This window comes from Tolypothrix sp. FACHB-123, from assembly GCF_014697075.1.
GTDB lineage: Bacteria > Cyanobacteriota > Cyanobacteriia > Cyanobacteriales > Nostocaceae > Aulosira.
Map to the genome: position 1 here is coordinate 1 of NZ_JACJRE010000032.1, position 23,050 is coordinate 23,050.

Annotated in this window: 20 protein-coding genes, 1 pseudogene and 1 CRISPR repeat array; of the genes and pseudogenes, 6 read left to right on the forward strand and 15 right to left on the reverse strand. The window is 38.5% G+C overall.

Annotated elements, in window-relative coordinates; genetic code table 11:
* Positions 1-332: 332 nt before the first annotated feature.
* Positions 333-1,628 carry a chloride channel protein gene (locus H6G41_RS20325; RefSeq protein ID WP_190747990.1) on the reverse strand — a complete coding sequence of 432 codons (1,296 nt, stop codon included), beginning with the start codon at positions 1,626-1,628 and terminating at the stop codon, positions 333-335.
* Between the two features lie 175 nt (positions 1,629-1,803).
* On the opposite strand from H6G41_RS20325, the gene H6G41_RS20330 reads away from it, so the two are divergent.
* Positions 1,804-2,022 carry a hypothetical protein gene (locus tag H6G41_RS20330; protein WP_190550323.1) on the forward strand — a complete coding sequence of 73 codons (219 nt, stop codon included), beginning with the start codon at positions 1,804-1,806 and terminating at the stop codon, positions 2,020-2,022.
* Positions 2,023-2,064: 42 nt separating this feature from the next.
* On the opposite strand, the gene H6G41_RS20335 is transcribed toward H6G41_RS20330, so the two are convergent.
* Positions 2,065-2,736: a basic amino acid ABC transporter substrate-binding protein gene (locus H6G41_RS20335; RefSeq protein WP_308796225.1), complete on the reverse strand. Its 672-nt coding sequence runs from the start codon at positions 2,734-2,736 to the stop codon at positions 2,065-2,067.
* Positions 2,737-3,064: 328 nt separating this feature from the next.
* On the opposite strand from H6G41_RS20335, the gene H6G41_RS20340 reads away from it, so the two are divergent.
* The 3 genes from H6G41_RS20340 (at position 3,065) to H6G41_RS20350 (ending at position 6,535) form a co-directional block, all read left to right on the forward strand.
* The gene (locus H6G41_RS20340) at positions 3,065-3,325 is read left to right on the forward strand and encodes a MoaD/ThiS family protein (protein WP_190748002.1); all 261 of its coding nucleotides are present in this window, start codon (positions 3,065-3,067) and stop codon (positions 3,323-3,325) included.
* A gap of 113 nt (positions 3,326-3,438) precedes the next feature.
* Positions 3,439-4,833 carry a TldD/PmbA family protein gene (locus H6G41_RS20345; protein ID WP_190748109.1) on the forward strand — a complete coding sequence of 465 codons (1,395 nt, stop codon included), beginning with the start codon at positions 3,439-3,441 and terminating at the stop codon, positions 4,831-4,833.
* A 298-nt stretch (positions 4,834-5,131) separates the two neighbouring features.
* Positions 5,132-6,535, forward strand: coding sequence for a hypothetical protein (locus tag H6G41_RS20350; protein WP_190748004.1), 1,404 nt, complete (start codon positions 5,132-5,134; stop codon positions 6,533-6,535).
* Between the two features lie 50 nt (positions 6,536-6,585).
* Here H6G41_RS20350 and H6G41_RS20355 read toward each other — a convergent pair whose 3' ends face one another.
* From H6G41_RS20355 to cas6, 5 genes and pseudogenes are all read right to left on the reverse strand, one after another.
* A complete protein-coding gene (locus H6G41_RS20355) occupies positions 6,586-6,903 on the reverse strand; it encodes a hypothetical protein (protein ID WP_190748006.1) in 318 nt (105 codons plus the stop codon).
* A 765-nt stretch (positions 6,904-7,668) separates the two neighbouring features.
* Entirely contained in the window at positions 7,669-8,277 is a 609-nt protein-coding gene (coaE, locus tag H6G41_RS20360) for a dephospho-CoA kinase (RefSeq protein WP_190748111.1), read from the reverse strand.
* 89 nt (positions 8,278-8,366) lie between these two features.
* Positions 8,367-9,938: a uroporphyrinogen-III C-methyltransferase gene (cobA, locus tag H6G41_RS20365; protein ID WP_190748009.1), complete on the reverse strand. Its 1,572-nt coding sequence runs from the start codon at positions 9,936-9,938 to the stop codon at positions 8,367-8,369.
* Between the two features lie 108 nt (positions 9,939-10,046).
* A CRISPR array of direct repeats spans positions 10,047-10,300; the repeat unit is 38 nt; unit sequence GTTTCAATCCCTCATAGGGATTAAGAGAAATTGCAATT.
* Positions 10,301-10,322: 22 nt separating this feature from the next.
* A pseudogene (gene cas4, locus H6G41_RS20370) lies at positions 10,323-10,760 on the reverse strand (CRISPR-associated protein Cas4); the annotation flags it as partial.
* Positions 10,761-10,790: 30 nt separating this feature from the next.
* Entirely contained in the window at positions 10,791-11,609 is an 819-nt protein-coding gene (cas6, locus tag H6G41_RS20375; RefSeq protein WP_190748011.1) for a CRISPR-associated endoribonuclease Cas6, read from the reverse strand.
* A 107-nt stretch (positions 11,610-11,716) separates the two neighbouring features.
* On the opposite strand from cas6, the gene H6G41_RS20380 reads away from it, so the two are divergent.
* Positions 11,717-12,127, forward strand: a complete 411-nt coding sequence (locus H6G41_RS20380) for a hypothetical protein (RefSeq protein WP_190748014.1) — start codon at positions 11,717-11,719, stop codon at positions 12,125-12,127.
* Here H6G41_RS20380 and cas5d read toward each other — a convergent pair.
* From cas5d to cas3, 7 genes are all read right to left on the reverse strand, one after another.
* Complete coding sequence (gene cas5d / locus H6G41_RS20385) at positions 12,124-12,831, reverse strand: type I-D CRISPR-associated protein Cas5/Csc1 (RefSeq protein WP_190748016.1); 708 nt, start codon at positions 12,829-12,831, stop codon at positions 12,124-12,126. The two genes, H6G41_RS20380 and cas5d, sit on opposite strands and share 4 nt — an antisense overlap.
* Before the next feature lie 5 nt (positions 12,832-12,836).
* Complete coding sequence (gene cas7d / locus H6G41_RS20390) at positions 12,837-13,865, reverse strand: type I-D CRISPR-associated protein Cas7/Csc2 (RefSeq protein ID WP_190748018.1); 1,029 nt, start codon at positions 13,863-13,865, stop codon at positions 12,837-12,839.
* A 68-nt stretch (positions 13,866-13,933) separates the two neighbouring features.
* Positions 13,934-17,296 (reverse strand): type I-D CRISPR-associated protein Cas10d/Csc3, encoded by a 3,363-nt coding sequence (cas10d, locus tag H6G41_RS20395; RefSeq protein WP_190748020.1) that lies wholly within the window; start codon positions 17,294-17,296, stop codon positions 13,934-13,936.
* Entirely contained in the window at positions 17,289-17,732 is a 444-nt protein-coding gene (locus H6G41_RS20400; RefSeq protein ID WP_190748023.1) for a DUF86 domain-containing protein, read from the reverse strand. Before H6G41_RS20400 ends, cas10d begins: the two co-directional genes overlap by 8 nt.
* Positions 17,729-18,181 carry a nucleotidyltransferase domain-containing protein gene (locus H6G41_RS20405; protein WP_190748025.1) on the reverse strand — a complete coding sequence of 151 codons (453 nt, stop codon included), beginning with the start codon at positions 18,179-18,181 and terminating at the stop codon, positions 17,729-17,731. Before H6G41_RS20405 ends, H6G41_RS20400 begins: the two co-directional genes overlap by 4 nt.
* A gap of 58 nt (positions 18,182-18,239) precedes the next feature.
* On the reverse strand, positions 18,240-19,259 hold the full coding sequence (locus H6G41_RS20410; protein ID WP_190748027.1) for a PDDEXK nuclease domain-containing protein: 1,020 nt from the start codon (positions 19,257-19,259) through the stop codon (positions 18,240-18,242).
* A gap of 74 nt (positions 19,260-19,333) precedes the next feature.
* Positions 19,334-21,526, reverse strand: coding sequence for a type I-D CRISPR-associated helicase Cas3' (cas3, locus tag H6G41_RS20415; protein WP_190748029.1), 2,193 nt, complete (start codon positions 21,524-21,526; stop codon positions 19,334-19,336).
* Positions 21,527-21,625: 99 nt separating this feature from the next.
* On the opposite strand from cas3, the gene H6G41_RS20420 reads away from it, so the two are divergent.
* Positions 21,626-22,495: a WYL domain-containing protein gene (locus tag H6G41_RS20420; RefSeq protein ID WP_190748031.1), complete on the forward strand. Its 870-nt coding sequence runs from the start codon at positions 21,626-21,628 to the stop codon at positions 22,493-22,495.
* A gap of 85 nt (positions 22,496-22,580) precedes the next feature.
* On the opposite strand, the gene H6G41_RS20425 is transcribed toward H6G41_RS20420, so the two are convergent.
* The gene (locus H6G41_RS20425; RefSeq protein ID WP_190748033.1) at positions 22,581-23,048 is read right to left on the reverse strand and encodes a tetratricopeptide repeat protein; all 468 of its coding nucleotides are present in this window, start codon (positions 23,046-23,048) and stop codon (positions 22,581-22,583) included.
* Positions 23,049-23,050 lie beyond the last annotated feature (2 nt).

Below are 23,050 nucleotides of genomic sequence, written 5' to 3' on the forward strand. Positions count from 1 at the left end.
ATGTCAATACATATAAGGCTTTTGGCAAAATAAAGATGCTTTTTTTGTGTTTATATGAGTGCTATAACTAATAATTTGGCATAATAGCTACTGAAGAACCACATTTTCTTTTCTTTTGCCTTGCTCTAACTCAAGATAAAAATATCTACAAAATTTTTTTTAACATCATCTTTAGGTTAGCTTAGATTAAGCTTTGGGTTGGACTGTGTTTGTAAATGTCAACATTGAATCCCACACAAGGCGGCGAAACCCCGCCCCTGCAATTACATATCAAAACGCGGATTGGTATTAACTCTCACCAATGCCCCATGCCCGATGCCCCATGCCCTATTTCAATGCACCACTTCTGTTTGGTTTTTGAGTTGAGATGCAATCAAGGGAACTTTAGGTGCAAGGAAAAATCCCATCAAACTAGCAAAAAGTATGGGTGTGAAGGGACTAAAGTTAGTTAATTTCGACAGCAGTAAAGTGGTGCTGATGGGTGTGCGCGTCACTGCTGCATTAATCGCCGCCATTGTACAAATCATTGCTAAAGCCGGATTAACTCCAGGAATTAACATGGCTACGGCTTTACCAACACAAGCACCAGTAAAAAATAGAGGAATAATAAATCCACCACGCCAGCCACCTGTAACAGTCATGCTGATGGCTGCCATTTTACCTAAAGCGAGTAATAACAAGAAAATAGCCGTAAAGTTACTATTAAGAACAGTTTCTAATTCTTCATGTCCAAAATAACGGGTAAGAGGCAAAATCGTGGCTAAACTGCCAATTCCTAAGCCGGCGATTGTGGTACGTATATAAATGGGGCCGGGGATACTAGTAAATAAGCGATCGCAACTGCGAAAAATCGCCATAAAAATCCAGCCGACTACTGCACCTAAAATACCAAAGGCGATCGCTACAGCAAAATCATCAATATTATGTAAGTTGTATTGGGGAAAAGTCCAAGTTGGCGCAATTCCTAAATGGGTGATAGCTGCAAATACTAAATAACTGGCGCAACTAGCCACAATTGCCGGCATAAGTGCTTCGTAATATTCCACAATATGCTGATGATGCAAAATCTCTAAAGCAAACATCGCACCCCCCAACGGCGCGCCAAATAAAGCCGTAAAACCTGCCGCCATCGCTGCTAAACTCATAGATCTGAGGTCTTCACCTTGGAGTTTTAAGCGATCGCCTACCCAAGTACCAAAGGAACCAGTTACCTGTACTAAGGGCGCTTCTGGCCCCGCACTCCCACCAGCTGAGATACTAGCTAAAGATGCGAGAATCATTGAGGGATTTTTTCGCATATCCAGCCTACCGCCGCGAAAGTGAATATTATCGACAATCACAGCGATTTCACCCGGATTTCCCAGAAAATGAATCACTAAGCCAATTAATAAACCACTAAGCGGCATAATCAACAGCAGACTCAACCCTTGAAAATGTCGCAGTTCATGCGTAATCAGTTCAAGAATATGCCAATACAAACCAGCAAATAAACCACTCACAGTCCCCACAGCTATCCAGCAGAGAACCCAGCGAGAAATCATCAAAGGATGACGCCTAGCCAAGCCAAAAAGTTGAGAAATCGTCCAACGTTGAGTTTGGTTGCTATTCGGTGGCTGATTTGGTAGCACTGCTTATTTCCTGTTTTGAAACGAAATATACAGAATCATTACGTTTTCCATAGTAAAGGTTATTGGCAATGAAAAAGCAGCTTGCGTCTTCAGGATGAGCGATTTAAGCCCCCAGATAGTGTGTACCTAGCAACCAGAAAATTTAAGCTTGGCGTATAAATTGGGGTAAATAGTCATGAATAAAGAAACCGTTCCTAGCCAAGCCGAAAAGATGAATCCGGAAGGTGATGCATCGCAATTAAGCCCAGAAACCCTAGATAAAATCAAACATCCAGCGAAAATGGATGATGTCATCCGGGAACAATCAGCCGAAGAACGTCGCTCCAACCCGGCTTTAGTCCCGGAAATGCTAGATGAACCAACCGACGAGATGATTGGCTTTACCAAAGAGTAGAATAAATGACAATTGTAGAGACGCGATTAATCGCGTCTCTGATTAATTTGGTAACTTTGACGGTTTAGTACCCATCCATTTTTGATAAATTTGCTCGTAGGTACCATTCGCCAATAAAGTGCCTATGCCTTTGTTAATTGTCTCTAAATAAGGAGAATTGTGGGGTGTAGCAATCCCATAAAATTCTTCTGTAAGCAGGTTACTCACAACTTTAATACCTTTGAGTTGACCAGTTTTGATGGCATACAATGTAGCAAAGGCATCGCTAATTACTGCATCAACGTTACCATTTTGCAAGTCTTGAAAGAAATCAGGGCCGGAATTAAAGGTAATAATTTGGGCGTTGGGGATGGTTTTGGCAAAATCTGCCCCTGTTGAGCCAATTTGCACCCCGATTTTTTTTCCTTTAAGACTGTTGATGTCTTGAATATCTTGGTTGTTGGCGCGAACTGCGATCGCCAGTCCAGCTTTAAAATAAGGTCGAGAAAAGGAAATTGTTTTCTGGCGTTCGGCGGTAATGGTAATCCCATTAATCGCTGCATCTACTCTTTTGGCTTGTAATGTAGATATCATGCCATCAAAAGGTAGACTTTCCCATTCCACTTGTAAACCTGCTACCTGAGCGATCGCATTCATCAGATCGATATCAAAACCTTGGAGATTACCGTTAGCATTTTTCATCTCAAACGGTACAAAGGTTGGATCTGTAGCCACTTTCAGCGTTTTCAATCCTGAGTTTGGGCTAATGCTACTCGTGTGCAGCAAACTATTACAAGCAATCGTTAATAACAGACAGCTTAAGCCCAAAATTAGTTGACGCCATTTCCTCTTAATCGCTTTCACTACCAATCAAATACAGAGTGTGCAAAGTTTATCTACATGATTATTGCGCTTGTTTCCCAATACATGCTCATAAGAATCTATAATTGCATATACCTAATTTCCAGATACATTATTACCTGGTGTAGGTGAAAGCCTCTGAGGACAATGCAATCTGAAGACCAGAAATCTCCAGATTTAAGACTGGGGAACAAAAAATATTATGTCTAATTCTGAAATTACTATAACCGTCAAGCTATTTGCTGCTTATCAAGAAGCCTATGGCAAATCAGAACTGGTGTTAGAATTTCCCGATGGTACACCAGTGAGTGCAGTATGCGATCGCTTAATTGCCGAACATCCAGAATTGAAAAAATGGCGAGATTTAACGCGCTTTGGGATTAATCTGATATTTGTTAAACCAGACACTCCTTTGCAAAATGGCGATGAAGTAGTATTAATTCCGCCGGTGAGTGGTGGTTAAATCAATAGGCGATCGCATAGAACCTCGGAAATTCCTTAGACTAGTAATGGAGTAGCAGATATTGCTCGAATATTTGCCATAAATTGCAGTTGGTCATGGTTACTACCTACGAAATGCCGAACAAACTTGCGGATGCACAAAATTTGCTTTCTGATTTAATCTCCCGCTACTCATCTCGTGTAGATTATTTGATGATTCGCTTAGAACAAGCAGAAGGTACGGATATCTTGTTGCGGGGAGACAAGGTAGAAACCTTGAGCGAAGGGATTTCAATGGGCGGACATATTCGCGCTTGTTATAAAGGTGGCTGGGGACTGAGCTGTTTTAATCGACTTTCGACAATTCAAGAACGGATCGAAGAAGCGATCGCTGCTGCGCGTATGGTAGGCGATGAAGAGACTGTACTTGCACCGATAGATCCAGTTCAAACGATATGTCAGCTTCCCCTCACGGGGACAGATCCACGCAAAATTTCTTTAAGTCAGAAAAAACAATTATGCGATCGCTATTCTGATGTCCTCAAAAGTATCGATCCGCGAATTACAACAACTTCAGTCCGCTATGCTGACAGCGCCCAAAAAATTATCCTCGCCACCTCAGAAGGAACATTAATTGAACAATCTTGGGTGGACATGGAAATGCGCTTCGCTGCGACAGCCAGAAACGGCGAAACCGTGCAAACCGGGAGAGAAACCACCGGTTCCCGCAAAGCCTATGAAGACTTAACAAGTTTAGATGAACAAGTCAAAAGTGCAGCCCAAAGAGCGATCGCAGCCTTAACTCTACCACCAGTCAAAGGTAACACTTATACCGTCGTCATTGACCCCATACTTACCGGGTTATTCGTCCACGAAGCTTTTGGACATCTATCTGAAGCTGACATGGCTTACGAAAACCCAGACCTGTTAGAGGTTATGACCATCGGCAGACGATTTGGCCCCGAAGAACTACAAATCTTTGATGGTGCGGCACCCGCAGGACATCGTGGTAGTTATTTTTACGATGATGAAGGCACACCAGCCACCACAACTCAACTAATTAAAGATGGTATATTAGTTGGACGCTTGCACTCCCGTGAAACCGCCGGCAAACTAGACGAAACACCCACAGGTAATGCGCGGTGTTTAAATTATCATTTTATGCCCATCGTCCGCATGACAAATACCTGGATTGAACGGGGTAAAACACCAGTTGCAGACTTATTTACTAACATCAAAGAAGGCGTATATGCTCGTAATTGGTTAGGTGGAATGACCAATGGCGAAATGTTTACCTTTAGCGCTGGCGAAGCCTGGATGATTAGAAACGGCCAAATAGCCGAACCTGTCCGAGATGTCACGCTTTCAGGTAACGTTTTTCAAACATTAGCAGATATTGAAGCAATTGGTGATGACTTTTACTGGGACGAATCCGGCGGTTGTGGTAAAGGCGGACAAAATGGTTTACCTGTTGGCTGTGGCGGCCCCAGTTTACGAATTCGTGACGTAGTCGTCGGTGGCGAAAGTTAAACATTAGTAATTCGTAATTAATTAATAATTACAAATTACAAATTACAAATTACGAATTACGAATTACGAATTACGAATTACCAACCTGTAGGCTATGCTTTTAAGCATAGGGCAAACACATCTAATTTTTGATTGTGCTTATTTCCATGACCTTATGCACATAAAAATTTGACGTTCTTGGTCATGCTTTGCGTAAATCCTGTTGTATTTGTATCAGCAATTGACTAACAGAGGGGAAACTACTCATCAAAATTTGCCCGGCTGTTAAACAGGATTTAGTGTGAAAGGTAGTTGAGAAATGGATAACACTTCCACGACGCAAAGCAGCGCCAGTAATTCCCTATTGGCCAGATTTAATTTAGGACTCACTAAAAAGAAAATAGGCTTTGCTTCCTTAATTGTCTTTTTTGCTTTGCTTAGTTTGGGTGGTTTTTGGTTTACTGGTAGGTATAAATTCGCGAATAAAATGCCAGTTAAAGTCAGAGAATTTTCTAATGCTGAGTATCCGGCTAATCCCGCTTTGTTAAGCAAAAACTACCAAAGATATGCGAACCGCAAATTAACCATTATCAAGAAAGATACTAATCGCTTTGACTTTGTGTTAGAACCTACAAACACAAAAACAGCGAAGGTAGTTATTAAAAATGTTGACCTCACATTACTAGTACCTAAATTACCAGAATGGGTGAAAAAAGATAAGAATTTAGAATTAATCGCTTTGATTGAGCGAGAGTGGAACCGACAACAGGTGACTTTTCCTGCTAACTCAGAAAATATAGAAATCAGTGGTGGTGATGGCTTTGAAAAACAAAATATCACCGAAATTGCCGTAAGTAACAATTGCTTAAATGCTGGTTACTGGGAAATTGCGCTGTTTACCAAGGAGGATAATAATAAATCTTTGTATTACCAAGGTTGGTTTACTTTCCCCTTAGGACATTACAAAAATGTTTTTGAGAATAACAATAAAATTTCCTATTGGGATTATTGGTGGCAATTAGAACATTGGCAAGAACCAAGTGATGCCATCATCAAAAGTAATCTGCTGCGCAACGTTATTGATGAAAAAGCAGTTAATGTTACCTTTCCTTTAGATGAAAGGATTATTTCTTCAGGAGAACAGAGTAGAAAAATTCGCACCACACTTACTAATAACCTCATCACTTGGCGAGATTTTTACAACAATCAACGCGAAATTCAATTTGCAACGTTTCTTGCACCAGGATTTTATCAACCAGCACAACCTTGGAATACTCAATATTGGCGAATTGGCAAATTTGAGAAAGGCATTTTACGGAATGTTAAGCCTGTGAATAATTCGGTAATTTTACAGGAAATTGAGTTATTGTTTACTGATACCAAGACAGGCGAAAAAAATAAGTTCGCAATCGGTGGATTTAATTGGCAAGAGTTACCTAAATTGCCAATTACCGATTATGCTAAGGGCTTATCCATGCCACTGGGTATAGGATTACCACCATTTTTTCAAAGCTACGAAGATTTAAACCAAAAAAATCCAGATAAGAGCAATTATTTCAGTTTGCTTTTAGATTCTCAAAATCGCTGGATTAATCATCACCAATTAGGGGTTGATGGTACAATCATGCATCTAGATAAAGAAAACCCTAATATTTTGCATCTTTATTTACTTTCCTATGAAAGAAATACGCTAATTGCCCATTTTTTGGTTAATCGAGAATAAACGAAATCTTGTAGGGTGGGCAATGCTCACCCGATGAAGTTATATATTAATTACTCAAATTTGACTTGCTTGAGTAAAGCTATCCACATATCTGATGGGTCGGTATAATAATCAATTGACTCAACTTTATACCGAGAATTGGATTTTAAAATTATGTGATCGTGGAGCTTAATACCTTTTCCTGTTCCGGTCATATAAGCTTCCATACCTTCATCTATAATTTCCAAGATGTAGTCTTTGCCCGCAACTAATTGGCTGTAATCATGTACTTTAGTATTTAGTTTGAATTCCTTTGTTAAAGAGCGTATTGGTAAGAACACACTGAATAAAATAAAGGTGAAATTAATACCTGTTCTAATCAGAGACATAAGTGAGTTCTCCAAAATAATTTCTTTAACAGCAGAGTAATGATCCAATCAACAACCAAAAAGTTAGTAAAAAGTTTCGTTTCTGATAATATACAATTTAAATTATTATTGCTCAGATAGAGAAAAATTATTTTTTGTTAAAAATAATTCTAACTTAGAGGAATTATCGCAATTTTTTTGCTATACAATTAGGTGGCGATTTTGTTGATAAAATCGGATATAGCCAGCAATACCTACCCTATATTTGAAGAGTAGGTAATTTTGCCAATAAATTACACTGGAATCTAGAAAAGATTTTATGTGTTGATAAACAAGTAACTGCACTGATATTTGGTAAAAACCAACCAAATATTGTTCAGTTATCTATATTTATGATGAAAATGTAAAAGTCAGCACCCTAAAAAATAAATTTTGAGTTTATAAAGCTTGTCAACCAATTTTCTACATCAAAGACATTACTATTATCTAATATAAAAAATGAAATTACTTTAATTAATATTTAATTATTAGATAAAGTTAATCTTATTTTTACAACCCATATACAATGAGTCATATTAGGGTCAATCTGGTTACTAATTAGCCCTATATCCTCAATATAAATACCTGTTTAATTAACAGTTTACAACCCGATTGTACGATCGTCTACTGTGAAAACACCAAGATAGTATGTACTTTTGAGAAAATTACAAACACTTTGGTATTTCGATTGACAATAATTTAATTTTAAATGAAAACGAGACTATAAATTTTTTCAATGGACAGAAATTAAATTGGATTATGAGATGAGCTACCTTGTGCCAATGCAACATCTACCTGTTGCAGCAATATTTCTAGTGTAGAGGAATTATCTAACACCACATCTGCGAGATCTGCTTTTTCTGTCAGCGGCATTTGGCTATTAATTCTAGCTTGTGCTTGCTCTTGAGTTAAGTGATTGCGCTGCATTAACCTTTGTAACTGTTGTGATGGGGAACAGGACACTACCCAAATTTCTGTTATTAAATGAGTCATTTTGACTTCAAATAGCAGCGGTATGACTAATACTAATATGGGTGCAGAGGATTGGGCGATCGCCTCTTGAAAGCGATCGCCTACATAAGGATGAATTAAACTTTCTACCCAATTGCGTTCATCTGGACGCGCAAAAATAATTTCCCCCAGCTTTGGGCGGTTTAGGTTACCATCTGGGAGTAAAACATCAGTGTCATAACGTTGGGCGATCGCCCTGAGAATTGGTGAACCAACAGCCACTGCATCTCTAGCATAAATATCTGCATCAAAAATCGGCAGATTATAAGCATTAGCCAAATAATCAGCGACAGTGGATTTACCTGTGGCAATACCTCCGGTTAAACCGATGATACGTTTAGTCATGGGATATGGGGCATGGGGCATTGGGCATGGGGCATTGGGCATTGGTTAACAGTCAACCGTCAACCGTCAACCGTCAACCGTCAACATTGCTATTTTGCCCAGACAATTAATGCTTGGGTTAATCCATCTAAAGTATATTCTTCAGCTTCTACATCTACTCTTCCAATTAATTCCTGACAAGTTTTTGAGGTTTGGGGGCCAATTGAGGCGATACAAACTCCTGTTAAAACATCTGCAAGATTGGTGAATTTGCTATTAATTAATTGACAGAAAAATTGCACAGTTTTAGAACTAGCAAAAGTAATGGCATCTACTTCGTGATTTTTTAGGGCTAATTCTGCGGTTTGGGGAATACTATTAGGACAGCAAGATTGATAGGCTGCAACTTCGGTGACTTCTGCTTGCTTTGCAGTTAATTCCTTAACTAAAACCTCTCTACCACCACTTTCAACTCTAGGAAATAAAACTTTTTTTCCTAATAGTTCTTCTGGGAAGTTTTCTACTAAGGAATCAGCAACAAAATTAGGGGGAATAAAATCGGGGTGCAAACCACGCTTTTTCAAACTTTGGGCTGTTTTCTCCCCAACCACTGCTATTTTGAGATTAGCTAAACTACGGCTATCTTTACCCAGTGCGGTTAATCTGTCAAAAAAGTAGTCTACACCATTAGTAGAAGTGAGAATTAACCAGTCAAAGTGAGCTAAAGTAGCGATCGCTCTGTCTAATGCTTCCCAACTCGAAGGGGGGCCGATTTCTAAAGTAGGCATTTCAATCACGGTAGCACCTGCGGCTGTCAGGCGATCGCAAAATTGGCTAGATTGTCCCACTGCACGGGTGACTAAGATAGTTTTACCATTGAGAGGAAGTTGGGAATTAGCTGTCATAGTTACAGGGCTGGGAGTTTTGGTGATAGTTAACTGTTCTGTTGGTATTTTCTCAGGTTGTAGGTAATTCCGTAGCCCAACCACCTCGCCAATGACAATTACCACTGGTGACAGCGATAAGCCAGCGGTTATTTCTAAAATATTGCCCAGTTCCCCTGTCCAAATTTGTTGATTCACAGTTCCCGCCCACCGAATAATAGCTATAGGCGTGAGACGCGATCGCCCTTGACGGATCAGCCGATGTACAATCTCTGCTAGATGTTGTCCGCCCATTAAAATTACTATTGTTTCTAGCCTTGACAGGGCTTCCCAGTCTAAAGCTTCTGGTTCATGGGCTGTTAAAACTGCAAAACAGCGACTCAAAACCGGATCTGTCAGGGGAATTCCTGCAAGTAAAGGGGCGGCTAAGGCGGAAGAAATTCCCGGTACTACTTCAAATGCACAGCCAGCAGCTTTCAAAGCCTGAATTTCCGCACTACAGCGCCCAAAAATAAACGGATCGCCTGACTTGAGTCTGACAACTTGTTTACCCTGCTGACAATAATGAACTAATAACTGATTAATCTCGGCTTGGGGTGTGCTGGGTTTACCACCGCGTTTACCTACATCTAACTTGAGACAATCAGGTGATACTCGCTGCAATAATTGCTCATCTACCAAGGCATCGTATACCAATACCTGTGCCTGCTGCAAAAGATTGTCAGCTTTTACCGTGAGATATTCTATATCTCCTGGCCCTGCACCTACGAGGTATACTTTGCCCATTGCTTCAATCATGGTTGAAATTTGTACACACAATTTATTTTTAGGGTGTGTTGTCACCTAGTGCAACGCATCATGCAAGATTTGCGGTGTGTTAGGTACAGATACAGCTAGTACTTCTGGGTTTCAACCCCTCATAGGAATTAAGAGAAATTACAATCGTATTTCTATGGCTAAGTTTTTGCGCCAAATTCTTGGTTTCAATCCCTCATAGGGATTAAGAGAAATTGCAATTAATAGGTAATTCATCCTCTAATATCTCTACTAAGTTTCAATCCCTCATAGGGATTAAGAGAAATTGCAATTACTGGAGGTGAAAGGGGATAAAACTATAAGCGAGTTTCAATCCCTCATAGGGATTAAGAGAAATTGCAATTCACTGCGCCAAGCGATCGCACTTTGGCGCAATTCAGGAGTAATTTCTACTAATTGACGTTGATGTGAATGTGCATAATATATATAACCCGTATTGATACTCTTCCCCGTCATTTCTTCCAAACACAAAGCTTGCGCACAAACTTGCATTTCATCATTATCCCATTCACCCTTGCGACCGCGCTTGTATTCAATTGGGTAAAATGTGCCATTTTCCGCTTCAATTAAATCTGATTTACCTATCAATTTATACTTGTCAGATTTCAACCAAATGGCGCGGATTTGCCAAGTATCCTCACGATACCCATCACCAATTGTATGCACCCGCTCATGTAAACTTGTACCTTCAATTGTGTATTGATTATCAATAAATTCACCTGCACAAAACATCCGCCAACAGCGATGAGCGCAGTAAGCATATTGATTTAATGCCGCAATTGGAATGTAATCAATTTCATTCATAATTTAATTTGATATTTGCAAAGAAAAAACTTATATCCGACGTACCATACCCATACCCATCGTTGTTTTCCGCCCTAATCCTGCATATAATGCAAAATCTGCTAAAGCATTCATTTGCTTAATTGCTAACGGTTCCACCTCTCCTAAAATCCGATAGCTAATTGCACCAACACAACCAATAAATTTACTTTCATAGTTGCTGACAATTTCCGTATTAATATCAAAAGCACTCGGATAAATTGATTCAATAGGAATAGCCGAAAATTCTATGCCACTATATTTATTCCACCGATTTAGTAAGCTATTAAACACAGATTCTTTAATCGGTAGAAACGTATCATATCCACCTTGACGGAAAGATACCGGCGTAGCAAAATTAAAGCTCAAATTACGCTCTTTATTTGATGCTTGTTCGTAAAGTTGTGCATAATTACAAGCATTAGCCCAAGGTTGCTTTGATTGTGCTGTACCTTGAATTTGAGTAATATACAAATTTGCCGAACCTAAATGCCAAGGATGTTCTGGGTTAAGATTTAGCCACAGTGGAGTTAATTGGCTAAATAAATTGTCATCCAATAGAGACACACGCCACCAACAGGGAGTACCAGCCGGAATAGGTTTTTGATGAATAAATTGCAACGTTTGGTGATGTGGTTTGGGTTGTCGTTGAATTTGCAATGGAGAGAGAGTAAAGGCTTTATCTGCATTCGATGAGTGTAGATATTCTCCTAAACTGGAGTCTACAGAACTGATGAGACTGAGAAATAGTGCATGAAAATGTCTACCAGTCAGGAATCCTGGGTAGATAGGAGACTGGGGGACGAGATTAAGAACAAGACTGTAAGGCATTTTTTCAGCTTTTTTTTAGACTGAGATCTGCTACATGCAGGTAAAACTTAAATTATGCAAATGTTACTCTACTTTTGGTAAGTGTGATTACACCTGGAGAAAGACAGATGAGAATTGATGATTACAATGCAGCCAACGCGCTGACTGAAAAATTAAAGCAGAGCTTACCAATTACAGTAAAGGCTGGCAAAGAATTTCTCAAGACATTAAAGCAAAAAGGAGAAAACGCCAATCCAGACAGAGAATTTGAAGTTGATTTTGTTGGTTATTCAGGAGATGATGGCGGGATTATGTGCGGATTAAAAGAGCCGAATAATCCCGAAAGTAAGGAGAAATATGTTTCTTCTATTACTCACCTCAAAATTGATCCAAATCATCCCCTAGCTGCTGAAGTTCAGGCTTACCAACGTCAGCGAATTCGTAAGTTAATGTTGCAAAACTCCGGAGGTTTTACAGCAGAATTAATGACAATAGAGCCGACAAGAAAGAAAAAGTCTGCTAAAGGTTTCGGAAATTAACTCCGAAAATGATATTCCATGCAAAGGGGAATCTTGAGTTCTTTCATTTCTTTAAATTGGTAGTATTGCCCTCGCATTTGGATATTTTGAATTAAACTAACTGGAGGCATATTCACCACATCGTAACTAATTACTTGATTAGTGAACATTACATCTAAAGGATTTAAAGGATATTTGTAGGTGAATACACCTTCTGTAGTTTGAGGTTGAGGTAATTGTTCCACTGTCACCTCAGCCTTACTCATCCATTTCCCTAAGCGAATCCATTTTGGTAATTTAAGTTCTTTTTGCGAAATAACAAAAAACTCAAATATACTTTCTGGTGCAATTTCTTTGGCTCTACCAAAACTAGGAATATTTTTTTGCGTCTTCTCCATTTCTACATGGTAGTTATTATTAGCATATTTCCATGTATTGAGAATGGCAGTATGATTAACTGCACGCGCAGGTGTAACATAAATTCCCTGTTGATTTAGCGGCGTTAAATGTTCCTCATATTTGGGAACTTGTTCAGGACAAAAGTAACGATAGGAATGTTCTTCAGCTACATTGGTAGAGTAAACTTCGCTATCAACTAACCCTAATGCATAGCAGAGTGCATAATTGTGAATTACCGCTTCCGTTTCGTATAATCTTCCAATTTCACGAGTAGCGTAATAAAGACTGTCGTGTAATTCTAATTGACAGCAATAAATAATTGGCATAGCGATTACCCTGCTTTAGCAGCCGATTTCTTTTTGCTGATGTGTTTGTTAGCGTATTCTTTAGCTTCTGCATCAGCTTTTTGTAAAATTGATTTTATTCCTGCTTCGCTATTTGTGAGCGCTTTAACTTCACTTAGCAAGGGTACAAAAGTCTCACCAATAAAGTCAGTATGAACAATAAATTCATCAGCCATTAATTCCTCGATCGCACTTTTAGCAGCAGATATTACATCATCTTCATCTAACGGTTCAGGAGAATTGATACTGTTATTTGACTGCATTTTGTCGTATATTGCTTGAGTCCAGCGTAAATTACTAGTAATTTCTCCATCAGCAAATATAACACCAATTAACTCATTTCTTACGCGACCTGTGCGGGTTGTTTGCGCTCCATAATGGCGAGTCCGGAGGATGTTATTAAATACGTAAAGAAAACTAGCTTCAGTTGGGTCTTTTAATGTGACAATACTAGGAAAGAAAGTTTGCGGTAGAATATGATCCTGCTGGTTAATTCTGGCTGTTACTGAACCTAGTTCACCATCTAATTTACCATCTGACTTCTTTTCTCCTTTTGCTGCCATTGTACCATTTTCATAAGGAGCATTCAGGGTAAAAGTTTCGTGTGATTCATCAAAAGCTGTAATTGAAAATGCGGTATCTACAACGACTTTTGATTTCTCTGAGCCAGAATCACCAATCGCAAATCCATAAATAATACAATCAGGATTATCCATTGCAAAATTAACGTTGTATTCGCATTCTTCAGCAGTCATCAAGCCATAATTACGCAGCAATTCCCGCCCAACTAACCTTTCTGGTGTTGATTGTTTGCGTTTGAACATTGACAGGCGGCTAATTGTAGTTTTATCTTTGACTCCAGCCCTAACTCTGGCTTTATTGAGTTCTCCATCTGTTTGAAATAATGGGTATGATTCGGTGATACGAATAGTTAAAAAGTGGACATATTTACCCATTGGTTTGTAGGGAATGGCAGTTTGAAATAATTTAGGTTCAACTGTTTTGAGCAAAGCCATGATATTTCTCCAAAAAATATGATTATGCGATGTCATTTGCAAAGTCGTTAGCTGAAAATAGCTGTTATTTATTCATTATCTGATTCCGGCAACTTTTGATTTTTCTCTAGATTTTCTTTGTCGTCTTCTAAGCGATAAAGAAACTCACAAGTATCGCGAATTAAGTTGAGTTGACGGCCTGCTAAACGAGCGCGATCGCCTGCAAAAGATTTTTCAAATACCTCAACTACAAAGTACTGTGCAAAATCTAAAATCGCTTGTCGTTCTTCCTCCCGTTTACTCATTACCCAGCGTCCCTCAGCAGTGGAAGAATGAACGCGATCCATGAGTTTAAAAACTTCGGCGGCTACAGCTGTAACTAATGTTTCACCCCGAAATACACTTAACTCAGCTTTAAGTATAGTTTCAGATGCAATATCAATCGGTTTTAATACAGCATTAGCTTTGGGATTATATCGCTTATTAGCTCTATAAAAGCGGCGATAAAGTTCCGTTAATTTCTTAGGATGATTGAGACTTGATTCTTCTCCCACAATTAATTCCTCTTTGGTGTAGTCAAATTTTGCATAAGGGTCAAAACAAGGATAAAAATGATAGGTATAAAGCCGAATCTTTTCAATTCTGGCTGAGTCAACTCCCTGGTTACGTGCCCAACGATTTAGATAATAAAATACATACAAAGGACTAGTTTCTAAATCCTTAGCTAATTCGCTAAATCTTCCCCAGTTGGCATCATAACCAGATTTACCTTGCCGCGCATTCACATCTAAATGAATGGCGTAAGCAGCAGTCAACACATTCAGGGGAGCAGGGTATTGAATACCATTTTCTTGCCAACCTTCCAAAATGTAGTCTAAACGGAACCTATCTCTTTTTACCAAAGCGCGAAAAGCATGAGGCGCACTGTCAAGAAAAACGCTTTCTTCAAACTCTGCACCATCATTAAATGGTGGAATTGGCGATTCTGAAACTACAGTTTTGACATCCAAAATCATCGGGAAAGCAAAGGCTAACCAAGTAGGCATAATCCAAGATTCCGTATCTGTGCTGTCTCTTCCTGGAGGTAGCGCCATGAAATAAAATGTTAAAGGCTGGTCTTCAGGATAAGCAAGCTTAAATGTCCGGTCTTTTTCATTATTGAGATTTTCATCTATTAAAAAACTATCCACACTTTGATAATTTTCTTTATCTAAATGTGCTTGAAAATCCTTGGTGATAAAATGATTGCGGATGCTAGTATCAAAGCGAGTTTGAGCTACACCACTATAAGCTTTCTGTAAAAATTTATTAGTTTCTGGGGTAAAGTAATAAGTTGGATAAAAGTAGAGATAGCGATATTTACCATCTTCAAAACGTTTACCTACTGCTTGAGTTTGATTCATCAAAATTTGTCGCAGCATCATTTCCACACCTGCAATGCTGGAAATATTGCGCTTGGCATTAGAACCACCTAACATTTGTTTATTTGTATAAACTTGCGGTGTAAATAAAACTGCTGATTCCATCTGCTCTGTTACTGTGTAAGCAGAATGGGAAATTGAACAAATTAATTGTCTTCCTCTTCCTGGTTTTTTAGCAGCATTATAGTTACCTAACTCATTGAGAAAATTCTCTGTTTGCGTTTCAGTTGATTGTTGTTGATTTGTATTTGGCAACATCACCACTCGTGATACCCATTGCCTTAAATCATCCCAACCATCAGGTAATTGATATTGAGCAAGAATGGGTGAAATTAAACCTGTCAAATATTCAATAACTTGCTGGCAAATTTCCCTGACATCTTCCACACCTGGATGTGTTTCTAAATATTTAGCAGCGAGATAATACCATTCATAAGGTACGCCGCCAGTATTACCTTTTAACTTGTTTTTTTTCAGGCTTTCATTAATGCGCTGAATGTGGCGAATCTCAGGAATATATTCTGTTAAATTCCAGAATTCAGCGACTTTATGAGTTAAATCAAAAGCAGGTATTGCGGGTAATTTTTTATCTTTCTTGCGAATTGCTTCAATCCTGTTAACGGCTTCATCCCAAATTTTACGACTGACTAAATCGCCAAATTCTGCTATTTGGTCAATGCGGATATCATCGGTAAATTTAAAATCAAACTCAGCAGGTAAAACACCTTGTTGTTGAAACTTAACTAAATTTTCACTGCGACTTTTAGCAACAGATGGTTTAGTAGAACTTAAAATGCGTAATGTTGCATCTAAAGCTACTTCCATTAAGTCGGGAGAATCAAAAAATAAGTTATAATATTCGGCATATTTCATGCCTTTACCATCACGACCAAATCCTGTTTGTCTGAGTTTTAATTGTCCTGCACATAGGAACTTAATATTATTAACTACAAGGTCTGGTAACTCTTTTGTAGATAGATAAGGAGCATTACGCGCTGCGAGATAAATTACTCCTGTTGGCAGATATAGTAAAGGTTCATAATATATCTGCTCATCCGTATTGAGGCTAGTATAAGCTTGAATTACGGCATTATTAACAACATTAGTTAAAACACCCCGGTTTTCAGCAATACGGTGATAGGTAAATTTCAGTTGTCCATCACTGAGATTATGAATAATTTCTTGCAATCTCGGATTTTCTGCATCTTGGGGATGTTTAATAATAGAAGCGAGAGAATCAGCTAAACAAGTTAAATCAGCAAGACAGCGAAGAGTACGGTCTTTAAGAACAGGATTTAAGCCAAATTCCGAAAAATTCCAGTTAGTATCCCAACGACGTTGAGCATTGTAAGCCAAGCATAATAAATCGTCAATATATTCTGTATAAGTTTCTGGATTATCGGGATTGATAAACTTATTAAGTCCTAGTTGTTTGATTTTTTCATCAATAATTTGACGATGTTCTGCTAAGGCTAATTTGCGGCAATTTTCTGTGACATCGGGAAATTTTTCAAAGTCATGTAAAATGAACCCAGCAATGACTAAACGCCGTTCTCGTTCTTTGACTACCCGCCGAATAGTTGTATCTAGATTTTCTAAACGTTTCTCAATTAAATTTGCCGGAAATAAACCATTGAGTAAATGTGTATTAAGTGATTGATCTGCTGCATTATCTCGCCTAACTCTAGTGTCACCTGCGGCTTCTCGCTGTTGGTCTATTTTATCAAAAAATTTACCACCTTTAGCTGTGACACCAATTGCTATTTTTAGCAGATTAGGTAAAACATATTGGGCAAAATCTGCCATGACTATATCATCAGGATTTTGCGCTTTAATCGCTTCTTGCAGTAGCTTGAGTGTGAGTAATTGTTGTTTAGTTGCGATAGTGCGATTGTCATCACTATCAAAACCAAAATCACCTGATAACCAATCTTCATCCAATGACTCAGAATTTGCAGTGTTTTCTATATCTAAAAGTGATAATTGCTGATATTCATCTGAAGCTTTTGCAGCTTTACTTTTTTTAGCCATTCTCTTCACTCAAGGAAATTAAATATGAGTTGACTTGTCTGACATACAGTGGATATTGCTGTAATGCGAAACTAATTGCCCGAAAAACTTGCTGCGGATCTATATCGTCATATTCATGAACTAGGCGATTTCTTAATCCTGCTGATGGTGCCAATTGTCTTGCTAGTTCGGGAGAAATTACACCATATTTACCAAGCTCAATAAAAGCTTCAAAGTTAGTATTTGAATTCCCTGGATTTAGCTTCGACAAGATATGATCGTTGATATCTATCGCAGCTTGAGCGATTAATTGTAGTAGTCTTTCTACAACAAGTTGTTGACGGAAATCAGCTAAGAAGTCATCGAGAGTAGTAGCTCGAAACTCTTCTAACGTGTTGTAATATTTGGTAATGAACCTAAGTCTCACTAAAACTATTTCGGGATCTATATTACTCATGCTCCCCACTTATTTAGTTCTCTTTCAATAATTTGATGTTGCTCTTGCCGAAATTTCTTTAACTCTGATTCAGTTTTTAAGGAATTTAATCGAAAAGATTCAAATTGCTCAGGATATTTTTCAAACAAGAGAATTCCATCACGAGCCACGAAATGAGCTATTAGCCAAGAGCATTGGTTAAGTTCTACAATATCAATGTGGTCAGCATTGATTTTTAATACTTCGCCAAGCAGCATAGGTAATTCAAACAAACCTGAAATATTATTTTTTATGTAAGCTTCGCGCTGTTCTTCATCACACAAAACTGCAAAATCCCAGTCACTTTTTGCGTTGGCGTTACCAGTAGCTCTAGAACCAAACAGCACTAACATTTTTAAGTAAGGAATTTTTTCAGGAAGTTGTAAGGCTAATTCTTGCAATTCTGCAATTGTTGGAGTGTGGTCTTGCATTTGATGATCCTCCATTTTGGTGAATAATCGTCAACATTCATTTGCTCATTCTAAAACTTTATTCAAATCCTTCAAGTAATTTGGCAACTTGTTCAGGAGCCGGAAGCTGATTTTTTAATTCTTGAGGTAGTGTTGAAACTATTTGATATGTTCCTACACCAATTGGCTTATTAGATTCTTTCAGTGCATATTCAACAATCGTTCTCTGCTTAGATTTGCAAAGAATAATTCCAATGGAAGGATTTTCATCAGCTAGCTTTACTTTGTCATCTAAAACAGCTAGATAAAACTGCATTTTACCTACATATTCAGGTAAAAATTTACCTATTTTGAGTTCTATTGCTACCAAACACTTTAAACTGCGATGATATAACAAGATATCTATAAAATATTCTTCATCATCAATTTCTAAGCGATATTGACTACCGATAAAAGCAAATATTCCACCCATTTCCTGTAAAAATGGTTCAACTCTTGTTAAAATTGCCTCCTCTAGCTGTCGTTCATTATGTTCATCTGCTAGTTCCAAAAAGTCAAAAGTATATTCATCTTTAACTGCAAGTTTCAATTGATTGCGAATCTCTGCTGAAACAGTCTGATCAAAATTGGTTTGATTTAGCAGAGTTTTTTCATAAGTCTGATTCTCAATTTGGTGAATCAAAACATTCTTTGTCCAACCAAACTTACGAGTCATTTTGATATAAAATTCCCGTTCTAGGTTATCTTTGCACTTCTCTAAAATGACTATATTGTGAGTCCATCCAATTTCTCGCACCAATGGTGCGAGTTTTTCGTTCGCGGCATAAGTTTCATAAAAAAGCCTCATCCGCCAGAGGTTAGCAGTAGAAAAACCACTAATTCCAGGAAATTCTGTTTGCAAGTCTTTTGCTAACTTTTCCACTACAGATTTACCCCAACTATCTCCTTGTTGTCGGGTAACAATCATCTTCCCAATATCCCAGTACAGCGCAATGAGTTCTTTATTAACTGCCTTCAGTGCTTCATACTGGGCAGAACGTATGCGTTGTTTTACTTGCACTAGTAGATTTATGTAATCATTGGGAATTGGTTTACTCATAGCGGTAACTATTCAACTTATTGATAGCGAACTGACTTAGATGTATATACTAAACAGGCTACTCCAACTCTCTATTAGGGATTGGAAGCTGAAGCAATCCAAATTTCATCCCCTTTGCTTTTAAAGGTGTACGCCAGCGTATCTAGTAGTAGTGCAGAGTGACCAAACGCGATCGCATACGGTGTGTTAGCATCATGAACACTGTACTGGTCGCTAATCGGGTAAATTTGAAAATGCATTGGTAGTCTTAGCCGCATTCGCACTTCTGCAACTGGACGGCGAAGCACATAACATACCAAACCCTGTGTTTTTAAGCGTTTGTTTATCTCCCTAATCCATTGGTTTTCAGGTTGCCAAACTTCTATACCTGTTAAAACCTGGACTTTCCAAGCGTCTGTTATTGGTTGTAAGTCGCCAGGGTAGGTAAATTTCCAGTTCAACCGTTCCTCACGGTAAGAACGCAGCTTGATAAATGCTAGACAGTGAGCAAATCTACCTTTGGCGATCGCTTGTCCGGTGCGTTGTGCAGTTTCTTTCAGTGTCCGTGTAAATGCTGCCTCAGTCCACATTTCAATATCTAAGTTGCTCAAAATTCCGGGTAAGTCGTAGGTTTTAAATCTATCTACTTCGTTGGCTTCGGTTAAGTCATACAAACCACATTGCAATGGACTAGAACCGCGAAAACTAGCTGCATCTTCAGCAATAGGATTTCCTGATTTTCCAGAGATTTCTTGCCATTCTTTAGCCCATCCTTTAATCCGTCCAGCCATCGATTTCAGACTGGTATTAAAGACTTGCTCACTGACTGTTTGAAATTTATCTCGGCTTTGGGCATACTGTTGTTGAATCGTGCGATCGCTTAATTGAGAACATAACCAAAAAGACTGTACAGCACCCCAACGGCGATAATATCCCTGAAAATCATTAATTTGGCGATATTGCTCTTTAATGGTGTTTTGTAAAAACGGGCGATCGCAAATACAATTAACTGTTAAGGGCGGAGATTCTACCTGAAATAAACGCTCGACTAAAAAGTTAGGTACAAGCGCATAAGCTGTGAAATTTACAAACTCAATTTTCTGCCCTTCTTTGTCATAGCCATCATGTCTGCCTAACCTGCCTAAACGCTGGGTAAAATTACCTGCATCTGATGATTCAAAAATTAAAAAGTTAATTTTAAAATCAACGCCTACATCAATTGTACTTGTACCAATAACTAAGTCAGCAGCAAGACTTTGTTCTTTAACTGTTTTACCAGAAAGTCCGGTATTTTCGCCTACTTTTAAACCATAAGGCTGTAAAATTTCTTGAAAAAATGGAGTTAGTCGCTTAACTGCTGCAATAGAATTGAGAATAATTGCGCCTTTACTACCTGGATATTGTTGAAATTGATTAACAATCAAATCAGCATTTTCTTTTAACCAGGTTTCTGAAGCTTTAAAAGCTGGTTCTAAGGGGATAAAATTTAAAGCAATTGGTCGTGCTACTTGCCGCCATCCCTGATATCTTAATTGCTGTTCTTGTGCTTCAGTCTCAGGAAATTGATATTTATTTTGTTCGTAAGGATTGATTTCTCGACAACGAAATCCTGCTGTTTCAAGTTTATTAATTAAATTTTTATCTGGTGTGGCTGAAAGAAACAGAAATTTTTTACGGCGATTGGTGCAGCTAATTAATAACATTGTATTAATAATGCTGGCAATTTGGGGAGCAGCAAATACATGAAATTCATCTACAAGAAATAAGTCAAAATCTTTATCGATTCTGCCCCATAATTTATCTGGACTATCACCCTTAATAATATAAGCACCGCGATGTAAATAATGGAAAATATCCGGATTAGTTAATAATGCTTCTCGCTGGCTGGTGAGAGTTGCGATCGCAGCACTTTTCTTTAAGCCTTCATTTTCGGCATATATTTCTAAATCAGCACCACTGAGTCGCACTACACGGGGTTGATTTGGAGGTTGAAATGCTGCAATATATCCTTGTATTTGTATTTCTTGGTCACGCGCTAGTTCATTAGTTGGGTAAAGTCCAATAGCGGAAGATTCACCTTGAAGCACTTCTAAATATGCTGCCAAACTTTTACCATCGCCTGTCATGGCGTTGTTGAATATTACATCAATATTTGGATCGCGTAAAGCTTCTAAAGTTGCTGCTTGATGCCAAGATAATGACCAATCTTTCGGTAATTGTACACCTTTAGGTGTGGGGACTGTTTGCGAATAAACAGATTTGAGATTAATTTTGTAACTTTCGGACATAAACTTAAATAGTGTCCGTAACTGGTTGTTAAAAACAATATTGGCACGCAAAATAGAAGTTGACAAGAGGAAATACGGACAAAGTATACGGACAAATTTATGAGTAGAAAGGGTCAGTCTATAACTTTATCGATATCAGAACGAGATAAAGCCGAGTTAGAAAACTTAGCGCTAGAGTTTGGCATGAAGTGGGGCGATCGCCCAAATATCTCTAAACTAATAGAAGCGATCGCTCGTCATCATTTAATTATTGGTAAAAATCATGACTGGTCAGAATCGCGTCTGCGTGCTGTTCACCGTGCAATGCTGGTATTAGCTGATATTGGGCAAAATGAGCAAGCGCAAATAATAGCACAATTATTACTTGAGCGTAGCGAACTATCTATACCTCTGCGTACTGAAATTGACAATTTTTTAGGAAACTTACCGCCAGCTTGGCGTTTAGAAATAGATCGTTACATTTTACGAGAGCAACCATTTCAACTAAGTTATCAAGATGCGAGACAGCATATCTGGAATTTTACTGTCCGTTACGCCAAAGTTACACTGCATGAAAAGCGCCAATATCTTGATTGCTGGTGTGAAGAGACTGAGGGTAACTTGGATGTGGAAGACTTACAGCACAATTGGAGTTTACGTTTAGACAGGATTCAAGATGCTGCTGTTTCGCCGATTGTTGGTGAGTGGCGGAGTTCTGGGTTAGCAGAGATAGATGTAGAAATGCATCTGTTTGCGGGTTTAGCTTTTGCTTATCAAGCCAAACTCGAAGACAAAATCAATGAATGGCTACCAGATCAACCACGAGTCAAGCGTGTTATTAGGCGTGTTTCTAGTACATTTTGGTTCATTCGCGAGGTAATGCAATATGCACCCGATTGTGTAATTGTCGCACCAGAAAATGTGCGATCGCTTATCCAAGAGAAAATTAAAACTCTGTATCAGAATTATGGTTTAGATGTGTCTCCATAAAAATTTAGAGATATACAAACAAGCTCCCCGATTTTTTTGAAGAAGTCGGGGAGCTAAGATTACAAGATTTGACAACTGAATACGGTTACTTTAATTTAGCTTTCATCTTCTCTAAAAGCTGAGTAATTTTTTCCGCCTTTTCTGGTTGACGTTGTTTCTGCAATAAATCTTTCGCTTGTTGCAGGTTATTTATTGCTGCTTCTCGCTGTTCTTGTTGCATTAGCACATTAGCTAACCGCAAGTAACCTTGAGGATTTTTCGGACTGTGACTAATTGCATCTTCATAACATGCTTTCGCTTCTGCAATGTTACCTTGCTCTCTTAAAACATCTCCTAACAGCAAGCGTACCATATCATTAGTAGAATTCTGCGCCATAACTTGGCGAAAAGCGGCTTCTGCACCTTGATAATCTTGCTGTTGATAAAGATTGACACCCTTTTGAAATAAATTAGAAGTCAGCAAAGTTTTGACAGCAAAATAAATCAGGAAAGAGATACTAGAAACTACTGCAACAATTGCCAAAACATCAGTTGTGTGAAAGGTTTCTTGCATTT